Source organism: Streptosporangium sp. NPDC000095, assembly GCF_042899335.1.
GTDB lineage: Bacteria > Actinomycetota > Actinomycetes > Streptosporangiales > Streptosporangiaceae > Streptosporangium.
Genome location: NZ_JBIAZS010000016.1, coordinates 118,360 through 130,011, shown reverse-complemented (window position 1 = coordinate 130,011; position 11,652 = coordinate 118,360). Strand labels below are relative to the sequence as shown.

At 71.9% G+C, this 11,652-nt stretch carries 11 protein-coding genes; 8 read left to right on the top strand and 3 right to left on the bottom strand.

Annotated elements, in window-relative coordinates:
- Window positions 1-65 precede the first annotated feature (65 nt).
- From ACFY3V_RS30475 to ACFY3V_RS30450, 6 genes are all read left to right on the top strand, one after another.
- The gene (locus ACFY3V_RS30475) at window positions 66-1,361 is read left to right on the top strand and encodes a Gfo/Idh/MocA family oxidoreductase (protein WP_362900990.1); all 1,296 of its coding nucleotides are present in this window, start codon (window positions 66-68) and stop codon (window positions 1,359-1,361) included.
- Between the two features lie 97 nt (window positions 1,362-1,458).
- A complete protein-coding gene (locus tag ACFY3V_RS30470; protein WP_389778267.1) occupies window positions 1,459-3,153 on the top strand; it encodes a serine hydrolase domain-containing protein in 1,695 nt (564 codons plus the stop codon).
- 6 nt (window positions 3,154-3,159) lie between these two features.
- On the top strand, window positions 3,160-3,834 hold the full coding sequence (locus ACFY3V_RS30465; protein WP_362900994.1) for a response regulator transcription factor: 675 nt from the start codon (window positions 3,160-3,162) through the stop codon (window positions 3,832-3,834).
- A complete protein-coding gene (locus tag ACFY3V_RS30460; RefSeq protein WP_389778264.1) occupies window positions 3,831-4,892 on the top strand; it encodes an ATP-binding protein in 1,062 nt (353 codons plus the stop codon). Before ACFY3V_RS30465 ends, ACFY3V_RS30460 begins: the two co-directional genes overlap by 4 nt.
- 19 nt (window positions 4,893-4,911) lie before the next feature.
- A complete protein-coding gene (locus ACFY3V_RS30455) occupies window positions 4,912-5,421 on the top strand; it encodes a MarR family transcriptional regulator (RefSeq protein WP_362900998.1) in 510 nt (169 codons plus the stop codon).
- Window positions 5,418-6,749, top strand: coding sequence for an MFS transporter (locus tag ACFY3V_RS30450; RefSeq protein WP_389778261.1), 1,332 nt, complete (start codon window positions 5,418-5,420; stop codon window positions 6,747-6,749). The genes ACFY3V_RS30455 and ACFY3V_RS30450 overlap by 4 nt, the downstream gene beginning before the upstream one ends.
- Window positions 6,750-6,817: 68 nt before the next feature.
- Here the strand turns inward: ACFY3V_RS30450 and ACFY3V_RS30445 are convergent, their stop codons facing one another.
- Together ACFY3V_RS30445 and argG are read right to left on the bottom strand one after the other, a co-directional pair.
- The gene (locus ACFY3V_RS30445; RefSeq protein WP_362901002.1) at window positions 6,818-7,564 is read right to left on the bottom strand and encodes a hypothetical protein; all 747 of its coding nucleotides are present in this window, start codon (window positions 7,562-7,564) and stop codon (window positions 6,818-6,820) included.
- A 237-nt stretch (window positions 7,565-7,801) separates the two neighbouring features.
- Window positions 7,802-9,250: an argininosuccinate synthase gene (gene argG, locus ACFY3V_RS30440; RefSeq protein ID WP_362901004.1), complete on the bottom strand. Its 1,449-nt coding sequence runs from the start codon at window positions 9,248-9,250 to the stop codon at window positions 7,802-7,804.
- A 132-nt stretch (window positions 9,251-9,382) separates the two neighbouring features.
- Here argG and ACFY3V_RS30435 point away from each other — a divergent pair, with 132 nt between their 5' ends.
- On the top strand, window positions 9,383-9,880 hold the full coding sequence (locus ACFY3V_RS30435; RefSeq protein ID WP_362901006.1) for a DUF2975 domain-containing protein: 498 nt from the start codon (window positions 9,383-9,385) through the stop codon (window positions 9,878-9,880).
- Window positions 9,880-10,101 (top strand): helix-turn-helix transcriptional regulator, encoded by a 222-nt coding sequence (locus tag ACFY3V_RS30430; protein ID WP_350946189.1) that lies wholly within the window; start codon window positions 9,880-9,882, stop codon window positions 10,099-10,101. Before ACFY3V_RS30435 ends, ACFY3V_RS30430 begins: the two co-directional genes overlap by 1 nt.
- A 64-nt stretch (window positions 10,102-10,165) precedes the next feature.
- Here the strand turns inward: ACFY3V_RS30430 and ACFY3V_RS30425 are convergent, their stop codons facing one another.
- Window positions 10,166-11,617 (bottom strand): PLP-dependent aminotransferase family protein, encoded by a 1,452-nt coding sequence (locus tag ACFY3V_RS30425; protein ID WP_362901008.1) that lies wholly within the window; start codon window positions 11,615-11,617, stop codon window positions 10,166-10,168.
- Window positions 11,618-11,652 lie beyond the last annotated feature (35 nt).

Sequence of the window (11,652 nt, the reverse complement as noted above, 5' to 3'; positions counted from 1 at the left end):
CCCTGACGTGTGCCGTACGGCTCGCGCCGAGCCGTACGGCACACCTGCCACTTTCCCGTCCCCTGATGGAGTTCCTGATGCGATACGCCTTCGTCGGACTCGGCCACCGGGTGCAGCTGTACATCGACGCGCTGCTCGGCGAGTGGGGCGACACCGGCGAGATCGCCGCCCTCTGCGACGTCAACCGGACCCGGATCGGCTACTACCTCGACCGGATCGGACGCGACGTCCCGAGCTTCGCGCCGCACGAGTTCGGCAAGTTGCTCCAGCTCGCCGACGCCGTCGTGGTCGCCACCGTCGACGCCGCCCACGCCCGTTACGTCGTCGCCGCGCTGGAGGCGGGCAAGGACGTCATCGTGGAGAAGCCGCTGTGCACCACCGCCGAGGACTGCGCGGCCATCGTCGAGGCCGCCGAGCGCAGCACCGGCCGGCTCGTCGTCACCTTCAACTACCGCTACTCGCCGCGCAACAGCGCCGTCCGCCGGCTGATCGCCGACGGAGCGATCGGCGACGTCGCCTCCGTGCACTTCGAGTGGGTGCTCGACACCATCCACGGAGCCGACTACTTCCGCCGCTGGCACCGCGACAGGTCCAGCTCAGGCGGGCTGCTGGTGCACAAGTCCACCCACCACTTCGACCTGGTCAACTGGTGGCTGGCCGACACCGCCCGCTCCGTCTACGCCCGGTCGGCGCTGCGCTTCTACGGAGCCGCCAACGCCCGCGCCCGTGGCCTGCGCGACCGGCCACAACGCGCTCACGGCGCACCGGAACTCGGCACCGACCCCTACCTCCTCGACATCTCCGCCGATCCCCGGCTCAAGCGCCTGTACCTGGACGCAGAGCACGAGGACGGCTACATCCGCGACCAGGACGTGTTCGGCGAGGGCGTGAGCATCGACGACAACATGGCCGTCCTCGTCGGCTACTCGCGCGGGGCGACGCTCACCTACTCACTCAACGCCCACGGCCCCTTCGAGGGCTACCGGGTGGCCTTCAACGGCACCGCGGGACGGCTGGAGCTGGAGGTCGTCGAACGCGCCTGGACCCCGCCGCGCGCCGCGATCGACCCGACCGCCGCCGACAAGGCCCACGCCCCCGGCGCCTTCGAACGGCTCGTCCTGCACCGGCACTGGAGCGAACCGGAGGAGGTCGCCATCCCCTCGGGCGCGGGCGGCCACGGCGGCGGCGACGCCCTCATGCTGAACGACGTCTTCCGCGGCGCGGGCGAGGATCCGCTGGGCCGCCAGGCGGGGCACCTCGCGGGCGTCGCCGGCGTGATGGTCGGGATCTCGGCGAACCTCTCCGCCGCGACCGGCGCCCCCGTTCTCCTCGACGAGGACGGCACCCGGCTCGCGAGCTGACCCGGTAGAACCAGGCGCGCCGTCGAAGCGAGCGGATCGCCCGGGGACGCGGAGTCGTTCACGTCAGGTTTGCAGGGCGGAGCCTAACTTCGCTCCCATGCGAAAGACTCTTCCAGCGATCACGGCCGTCTTGATGGCGGCGACCCTGGCGGCGTGCGGCGCCGGTCCCGGTGGCCCGCGACCGCCGCGGGCCACCGAGTCCGGCGCCACCCGGTGCGACCACCGACTGGAGGTGGCGTTCGGCGCGTGGGCCGACGCGGGGTTCAGCGGATCGATCGCGATCCTCGAAGGCGGCAGGGCCACCTGCCTCGCCGCCTACGGCACCGCGGACGACGCCACGGGAAGGCCGAACACTCCGCAGACGGTGTTCAGCATCGGATCGGTCACCAAGGCGTTCACCGCGGCGGCGGTGTTCGCCCTGGTCGAGGAGGGAAGGCTCGCGCTCGACGACCGGGCGGGGAAGATCCTTCCCGAGCTGGGCGGCGCCGCGGCCAAGGCGACGGTGAGGCAGTTGCTGCTGCACACCGGCGGGCTCAACGGCTCACACGGTCACGGTGACTACGAGCCGCTCGACCGGGACGCCGCAGTGGCGGCGATCGGCGCGTTGAAACCGGCCTTCAAGCCCGGCCGCGGCTACCTGTACTCCAACGCCGGCTACACCTTGCTCGCGCTCATCGTCGAGAAGGCGTCGGGCAGGAGTTTTCGCGCCTACCTGGCCGAGAGGGTCCTGCGACTGCCCGGCGGCCGGGTCGCGGGAGGATTCTGGGAGGGCGAGCCGGCCGTGACGGGGCCTCGGGCCGTCGGGCGGCTCGACAACGGCACGATCGGCCGCTCAGGCGGCTTCGACGGGCCGTACTGGGCGGTGGAAGGCAACGGCGGCCTCGCGATGACCATGCGGGATCTGGCGACCTGGACGCACGCGCTGTTCACCGGAGGGCTGCTCTCCCGCGAATCGGCCGAGATCATCGGCAGGCCGGGGCACGATCTGGGCGGCGGCAGGTCCGAGACCCCGGGGTGGGTGGCGTTCGACGGGTCGCTGTTCGGCGAGCCGTTCCTGAGCACCGCGGGGGGCGGCGGCGACGTCGGCCACAACACCGCCGTCGCGTGGATCCCCGGGCAGGAGCGGGTGGTCGCGATATCGGCGAACAAACCGGAGGTGAGCGCCGAGGACCTGCTGCGGGTGGTGGGGCCGGCGCTGCTCACCGGCGGCCCGCTGCCCACCCCCACCGCGGCGGCCCGCGGCGTCGGCGATCTCGCCGCTATCGTCGGGTCGTACGAACTGAAGACGGGAGGCTCCCTCGACGTGAGCACCTCCGACGGCGGGCTGACGGTCTCGGCCACCGGCCCCGACGCGGTCGCGGCGCTGTTCCCGCCCCGCGATCCCACCGCGGGCGATCCGCGCGGGCACGACGAGCGCGTGCTGGCGCTGCTGGCCGGTAAGACGCAGGAGGGCCGCAAGGAACGCGCGTCCCTTGAGGCCGCCTTCGGGCCCCTCGGCGCCGTCACACCTGCCGGCACGGTGACCGGCGGCGGCCAGGTGCGCACCTACGTCACCCTCACCGCCGGAACGCGACCGGTCCTCGGCTGGTACTCCGTCAACGAACAGGGGGGTATCGAGGCGGCCGAGGTTCCCACGAAGGCCCCGGAACTGACCTTCGTCGCCTCCGGAGACGGCCGCTACCGTCCCGACGACCCGGCCGGCACCGGGCCGCGGGTGAGCCTCTCCTTCAGGGACCGGCAGCTGCTCGTCTCCCGGGCGGACGGGACGACGTCCGCACGACGGACCGACTGACGCGCCGTGCGTATCCTCCTCGTCGAGGACGACCCCGATCTGGCCGAGGTGGTCGCCCTCGGCCTGCGCAACGAGTCGTACGCGGTCGACCTTGCGGCGACCTACCGTGAGGCGGAGGAGGCGCTGCGGACCACGGCCTACGACGTGGCCTGCTTCGACCTCTCGCTGCCCGACGGCGACGGGCTCGACCTGGTGCGCCGGCTCGCCGGCGATCCCGACCTGCACCGGCCCCGGCGCACGCTCGTGCTGACCGCCCGCGACGCCGTCGCCGACCGGGTGGCCGGGCTGGACGCCGGCGCCGACGACTATCTCGTCAAGCCGTTCCACTTCACCGAGCTCGTCGCCCGGTTGCGGGCGCTGGGCCGGCGCGCCGACGAGCACGGATCGATCCTGCGGGTGGGCGAGCTCACCCTCGACCTCACCGCTCACCGGGTCTGGCGGTCCGGCGTCGAACTCGATCTCACCTCGCGCGAGTACGCGCTGCTGCGCTATTTCATGCACCATCCCGGCGTGACGCTCTCGGCCGAGGACCTGCTGGAGCACGTGTGGGACGCCCACGCCAACCCCTTCACCGCCTCGGTGCGGGTCATCCTCAGCCGACTGCGCAGGAAGCTCGGCGAGCCCGCCCTGATCTTCACGATCACCAATGTCGGCTACCGGCTGAAGAGGCCCCCCTCATGATCCGTCCCTGGCGGTCACTGCGCGCGCGCCTCGCCGTGCTCGGATTCCTCGCGATCTACCTCCCGGTTCTGCTGCTGTTCGGCGTGATCCTCGTGACCGACACCGAGACGACCTTCCAGACGCTCGACGGCGCGACAAGCGTCCGGAGCACCTCGGTGCACCGGTCCGCGTGGGTCAGTTGGACCATCCTCGCGCTCGCCCCGGCCGCCGCCGCGCTGGCCTGGTGGTGGGCGGGCCGGGCGACGGCCCCGATCGAGCGGGTCCGCGCGGCGGCCGACGACATCGGCGGAACGGACCTGAGCCGGCGTATCGCCCTGGAACGCGGGCCGGCCGAGGTGATGGCCCTGGCCGCCGCCTTCGACGCCATGCTCGACCGGCTGGAGCAGGCCGCCGCCACGCAGTGGCGGCTGATCGACGAGACCAGCCACGAGCTGCGCGTACCGCTGTCGGTGCTGATGACCAACGCCGAGGTGCTCCTCGACCACCCCGCGCCCACCGTCGAGATCTACCGGCGAGGGCTGGAACGCTCGCGAGCGGCGTCCGAGCGGCTCCAGACGACGATCGACCACCTGCTGGTTGACGCCCGCGCGCGGGCCCGCGCCGTCGACCGGCGACCGGCCGACCTGATGGCCCTGGTACGCGGCGTCGTCGAACACGCCGGCGTGCTGGCGGCAGGCAAAAAGATCGGCCTGTCGGTCACCGGCCCGCCCAGCGCCGTGTGCTCCGTCGACGAGCCCACCGTGAACCGCGCGATCTCCAACCTCGTCGACAACGCGATCAGATACGCCCCGGCCGGCTCGCGGGTGGAGATCGACGTCGAGGTCGGCGACACCGAGGCGACGCTGGTCGTGACCGACCACGGCCCCGGCATTCCCGCCGACGAACGGGAACACGTCTTCCAGCGCTTCTGGCGTGGCCGGCGCGACGTCCCCGGCACCGGTCTCGGCCTGCCGATCGCCAGGCAGATCGCCCTGGCCCACGGCGGCGACCTCACGCTGGATCCTCCCCCTCCGGCCGGCGGCTGTGCCTTCCGGCTCACCTTGCGCCGCTTTATATGAGCACTGTTATATTAGTGCTATGACATCTTTTGACCCCACCGCCTCCCCCGGACGATGGGACGCGGTCCACGCCATGCTGGCCACCCTGGACGCCCAGATCGAAACCGTGTACGCCGAGCGGGGCATCGAGGGAGTGCGCCCCAGGTTCGCCTATCCGCTGATCCGCCTCGCGCACACCGGCCCGCTGACGATCCGTGAACTCGCGGACTCACTGGGCCGCTCGCACTCGGCGATGAGCCAGACGATCACGGCGATGCGACGCGAAGGGCTGGTCGACTCCGAGCTCGGCACCGACGCCCGCACACGCCGCATCACCCTGACCGGCCGCGGCCGCGCCCTCATCCCCTTCCTCGAGGCCGAGTGGCGCGCGACCGAGGCCGCCGTCGCCGAGCTCGACGACGAGGTCCCGCACGCGCTCAGCGCCGTCGTCGCCGAGCTGGAGCGCGCCCTGGCACGGCGGCCCATGCGAGACCGGATCCTCGCCCACCTCGACGAGCCGTCCGCCGCCCCGGCGGAGCCGTCCCCGTGACCTGGCGCGAACAGCTGATCGACGTCCGTCCCCTGCGCACCAGCCGGCCTTTCCGCGACCTGTGGATCGGATCCTCCCTCGCCTCGCTCGGTCAGCAGGTCGCCGGGGTCGCCGTCCTCCTGCAGGTCTGGGACCTCACCCGCAGCCCGCTCTGGACCGGCGCCATCGGCCTCGCCACAGCCGTACCCCTCCTCGTGCTCGGACTGGTCGGCGGATCGCTCGCCGACGCCGTCGACCGCAGGAACCTCGTCCGCGCCACCACCGCGGGCCAGGTCCTGATGGCCGTGGGCCTCGTGGCGCAGGCCGCCGCGGGCAACCGCTCCGTCCCGCTGCTGCTCGCCCTGATCGCCGCGCAGTCCGGCTGCGCGGCGCTCGGAGCCCCGGCGAAGCGCACCTTCCCCGTCCGATTGCTCCCCGCAGACCAGGTCGCCGCCGGGCTCGCCCTGCAGAACGTCGCCTTCCAGGCCTCCATGCTCGCCGGACCGGCCCTCGCCGGCCTCGTACTCGCCCGGTGGCACTATCCCGCCGCGTACGCGATCCAGGCCCTCGCCGGCGTCGCGTCGCTGATCGCCGTGATGCGGCTGCCCGCGATGGCCGTCTCACGCACCGGCGACGAGCGGCCGCCCGCCGACGGCGCGCCCCGGCGGCGCGGTCCTGCCGACGGAGGCCGGCGGATCATCCTGCGGCGCCCCACCCTGTGGGGCGCCTTCGCCACCGACCTCGCCGCCACGGTCCTCGCCATGCCGATCGCGCTCTTCCCTCTGATCAACGAGATCCGCTTCGAGGGCGACCCCCGGACGCTGGGGCTCTTCCTGTCCGCGATCGCGGTCGGCGGGCTCGGTGCGGGCCTGCTGTCCGGAACTGTCACCCGACTGCGTCGCGGTGGCCTCGTCCAGCTCGTCGCGGCCACACTCTGGGGTCTCGCCCTGGCCGGCTTCGGCCTGGCGGGGCCGCTCTGGCTCGCCCTCGGCTGCCTCGTGATCGCCGGTGCGGCCGACACCGTCGCCGTGGTCACCCGCAGCGCACTGGTCCAGCTCGAGACACCCGACCGTTACCGCGGGCGGGTCTCCTCGGTCGAGCACGTCATCGGCGTCGCCGGCCCGGAGGCCGGCAACTTCCGCGGAGGACTTCTCGCCTCCCTCACCTCCGCCCCCGTCGCGCTCGTCGCGGGCGGCCTCGCGGCCGCCCTCTGCGTCGTCGCCGTCGGCCTGGTCAACCGCCCCCTGCGCGACTACCGCACCCCGTCCGGACGCGAGGAACGCGAAGCACTTGATGCGCCTCCACTTCCCGACGCGGCACCCGATCGCGAGATGTCACCCGGGTGCTGAGCCGCACGTGGTTCGCCGGAGATGGCGGACGGCACGCCCCCCGGCTATGAACACCGTCACGAACGCCGTCACGAAGGAGCTTCGCGCGACGCGGCCCGCAGAGAGGCGGGCGGTTCACCGCCGCCGGCCACCTGCTCGATCAGTTCGAGGACGGCTCCGGGGCCGCCGTTCACCCGGAGCCACCGGCTCACCCGGCACGCGGCCTTGGCGTACGCGTCCGGGTCGGCTTTCGCCGTGCGCAGCCACTCATCGAGCGTCCGAGGCGGCGCCTCCCCCTCAGGAACCCGGCAGCGGTCACCGGCCGTGTCGGGCTTCAAGTAGCGGAGGTCGTCGGAGACCACGACGGCCAGTCCCTCGTCGAACCACTGCGGGAGCGGCGCCGCACCGGACCCGAGGCGGGCGTGCACCTCGACGTGCGACATCTCGTGTGAGGCGATCACCGGGTTGACACCGCCCGGCGACAGCATGATCGCACGGTTCAGCACGGCGATCCCGCGTTCCCCACCGCCGCCGATTCTGCGGTAGCACGAGGCGGTGAGGCAGGCCAGGATGTCGGGAGAGCTCCGGCGCCCGCCGTAGAAGTCCGCCACCCGCCGGTCGGCCGCGTCGATCACCTCCACCACCTGCCGCTCCCTGTCCGCCGTCAGGCCGGACTCCACGTACAGGCCCGGCCTGACCTGTCTCATCCCGTAACAGGTCGGGCAGGTCGTGGCCGCGAGCGAAGGGAAGGCGAGCGCGGTGCCCGCCACCGCGGCCACGACCAGCCCCGCGACGACGACCGGCAGCCACCGCCACACCCTGTACTTCCGGCTCATCACGCCACTCCCCATGTCGACGTCGCCGACGAGCGCGGCGCGGTCGCCGCCGTCCGTTTCCCGACCGGCTCGATCATCCCCCAGTTGCTCAACGCCTCCTGAACGATAGGGAACGCGACCGCCGCGACGGCCTCACCGGGCTCGCCGGGCTCGCCGACCTGCCCGGGCGTGGCGATCCGCGCCTCGACACGGACTCCGTGAGACCTCGGCGGGAGGTGCTCACCTACGTCATCTCCGTCAGTCGGTGCCGAACTCCATCGCGGCGCGGTCGAGCATCTCGTCGTCGCCGGAGACCTCGCCGCGTGAGGCGATGGCCTCCGCGCCTCCGCGTGGCATCGCGCCGATCAGCCCGGTCGAGGCCGCCTGGGCGGCGCCGATGAGCGCGGGATGGGTGGTGCCGACCATGCCGAGGCCGGCGTACTGCTCCAGCTTGGCGCGCGAGTCGGCGATGTCGAGGTTGCGCATGGTGAGCTGGCCGATCCGGTCAACCGGGCCGAACGCCGAGTCCTCGGTGCGCTCCATCGACAGCTTGTCCGGGTGGTAGCTGAAGGCCGGTCCCGAGGTGTCCAGGATCGAGTAGTCCTCACCGCGGCGCAGCCGCAGCGTCACCTCTCCGGTGATCGCCGTGCCGACCCAGCGCTGCAGCGACTCTCGCAGCATCAGCGCCTGCGGGTCGAGCCAGCGGCCCTCGTACATCAGCCGGCCGAGCCGCCGTCCCTCGTTGTGGTAGCTCGCCAGGGTGTCCTCGTTGTGGATCGCGTTGACCAGCCGCTCGTACGCCGCGTGCAGCAACGCCATCCCCGGCGCCTCGTAGATGCCCCGGCTCTTGGCCTCGATCACCCGGTTCTCGATCTGGTCGGACATGCCCATGCCGTGCCGCCCGCCGATCGTGTTCGCCTCCATCACCAGGTCGACGGGGGTGGCGAACTCCTTGCCGTTGATCGTCACCGGGCGGCCCTGCTCGAAGCCGATGGTCACGACCTCGGGGGCGATCTCGACCTCGGGATCCCAGAATCGCACGCCCATGATCGGGTTCACGGTCTCGATGCCGGTGTCGAGGTGCTCCAGGGTCTTGGCCTCGTGGGTGGCGCCCCAGATGTTGGCGTCGGTCGAGTATGCCTTCTCGGTGCTGTCACGGTAGGGCAGGCCGTGGGCGAGCAGCCACTCCGACATCTCCTTGCGGCCGCCGAGCTCGGAGACGAAGTCGGCGTCCAGCCAGGGCTTGTAGATGCGCAGGTGGGGGTTGGCGAGCAGGCCGTAGCGGTAGAACCGCTCGATGTCGTTGCCCTTGAACGTCGAGCCGTCGCCCCAGATCTGCACGTCGTCGTCGATCATCGCCCGGACCAGCAGGGTCCCGGTGACGGCGCGGCCGAGCGGCGTGGTGTTGAAGTAGGGACGTCCGGCCGAGCGGATGTGGAACGCGCCGCAGGTGAGCGCGGCCAGGCCCTCCTCGACCAGCGCCGCGCGGCAGTCGACCAGGCGTGCGATCTCGGCGCCGTACGCCAGCGCGCGGCCGGGCACCGAGGCGATGTCGGGCTCGTCGTACTGGCCGATGTCGGCGGTGTAGGTGCACGGAACGGCACCCTTGTCGCGCATCCACGCGACGGCGACCGAGGTGTCGAGGCCGCCGGAGAAGGCGATGCCGACGCGCTCGCCCGCGGGCAAGGAGGTGAGAACCTTGGACATAAGACAAGAGTATGCATCACGACGCATGACTATGCAAAATTCCGACCCTCCACCTCTCGGAGCAGCCCGACTTCTTGCCGAGCCTATCGAAAATCGATATATTTACATCGTTGATCGATAGAAGGAGAGACGATGGGAAGATTAACGGTGCTCGCGCTTCGCGCCGTGCTCGTGGTGTTGCTCGCCGGATCGGTGTTCGTCCAGGCGGTGATGGTGCCGCTGTTCGCCGTCGACCTGGAGGCGCTCGACGCGGACGTCGCGTACCTGCGCGCCCCGCTCCTCGTGATCGTCTTCCTGGGCGTCGTCACGATCCAGGTCGTCCTGGTCTGCGTGTGGCGGCTGGTGACGATGGTGCGACGCGGAACCGTGTTCTCCCACGCCGCCTTCCGGTACGTTCACATCGTGATCGGCGCGATCACGGCGGCCGCCCTCCTGGTGTTCGCGCTCGCGGTCGTCCTGACGCCGGGCGACCCGGTCCCCCCGGGCATGGTCCTGCTGATCTGCGGGGCCGCCACGGCGGTCCTGGGGGTGGCGCTCGTCGTGCTCGTGCTGCGGATGCTGCTCGCCCAGGCCGTCGCACGCGACGTGGAGGCGGCCCGGATGCGGGCGGAACTGGAGGAGGTGATCTGATGCCGATCACCGTCGACATCGACGTCATGCTGGCCAAACGGAAGATGTCCGTGGGCGAGCTCGCGGACCGCGTCGGGATCACACCCGCCAACCTGGCGGTGCTCAAGAACGGCCGCGCCAAGGCGGTGCGCTTCACGACGCTCGCCGCGCTCTGCGAGGTGCTGGAGTGCCAGCCGGGAGACCTGCTGCGCTGGCAGGCCGAGGACGCCGCGGACGGATGAGGCCGGCGCCCGGCGCCGGGATCCGGCGGTCCGTGTCAGTGCCCCCCACGTCCTCCTGCGCCGATCACCGGGATCTCAGCGTCTCGCGGAAGCTCTCCGCGAGCAGTCTCAGACCGGGTTCGACCCTCTCCGTGGGGATCGAACCGTACCCGAGCAGCAGTCCCGCCCGCGTGGAGGTCTCGCCGTAGTAGGGGGCGAGGTCCTGCAGCGCGATACCCGCCTTTCGCGCGTACGCCCTCACAGGAGCCGTGTCGGTCCCGGCGGCCGGGGTCAGATAGGCGCAGAGGTGGAGGCCGGCGGCGGAGGGAACCGGCTCCAGCCAGTCGCGAAGCTCATGCCGCAGGACGGTGACGATTCGCTCGCGGCGGGCCGCGTACTCGCGCGTCGCCCTGCGGACGTGCCGCCCGAGCAGGCCCTCGTCGATGAAAGCGGCCAGCGCCGCCTGGCTGGAAAGGTCTCCGCACCAGTCGGTGAGCCGCTTGGCGGCACGCAGGGCGGGCTGGAGCGAGGCGGGGGCGACCAGGAAGCCCAGCCTCAGCATCGGCAGCATCGTCTTGGAGAAGGAGCCGACGTAGATGACGTGGCCGCCGCGGTCGAGGCTCTGGAGCGGTTCGAGCGGACGGTCCTCGAAACGGAACTCGCTGTCGTAGTCGTCCTCGATCACCACGGCCCCACGCCGCCCGGCCCATTCGAGCAGCGCGGCGCGGCGGCCGAGGGACATCGGCATCCCCAGGGGGAACTGATGCGACGGTGTGACGTAGACGAGGCGGGCGGAGTCGGGAAGGGCCGCCACGTCCAGTCCCTCCTCGTCGACGGGGACGCCGACGACCCGCGCGCCCAGCGACTCGAACAACAGCCTGGCCGGAGGGTAGCCGGGCTCCTCCACGGCCACGCGGCAGCCGGGCTCGATCATGACGCGGCCGATCAGGTCGAGTGCCTGCTGGGCTCCCTGCGTGACGAGAACGTCGTCGGCGCCCGCCCGAACGGAGCGGGAGAGGCCGACGTGGCGGGCGATCGCCTCTCGCAGTCCCGCGTGTCCTGAGGGGTCGCCGTAACCGGCGGAGCGCGCCAGCGCCGGGCGCAACTCGCGGGTGACAAGCCTGCGCCACGTTTCGAGCGGGAACAGCTGCCCGTCGGGAACGCCCACCCCGAAGTCGTAGACCGGTTCCCCTTCCGGTTCGGCCGGCGGTGCGGTCTCAAGGCGCCAGTGGCGGCGGGGACGTACGCCGCCCGCGGGCGCGTTCCTCGAACGGACTTCGGCGAGGGGCCCGGCGAGGGGCTCGGTGCACACGAAGGTGCCCGCCCCGACCTGGCCGACGAGAATTCCCTCGGCGGCCAGCCGCTCGTAGGCGACGGCCACGGTGTTGCGCGACACGTCGAGCCGCCGCGCCAGCTCCCGGGTCGCGGGCAGGCGCTCCCCCGGGCGCAGGCGGCCGTCGAGGACGGCGTCCAGGAGCTGCCGGTAGATGCGGGCGGACAGGTCGCCGCGCCCGCTGAGGCTCACGTGAAAATCCATCTCGCCCTCCCACATTGGCCCAATGAGTTGACCGC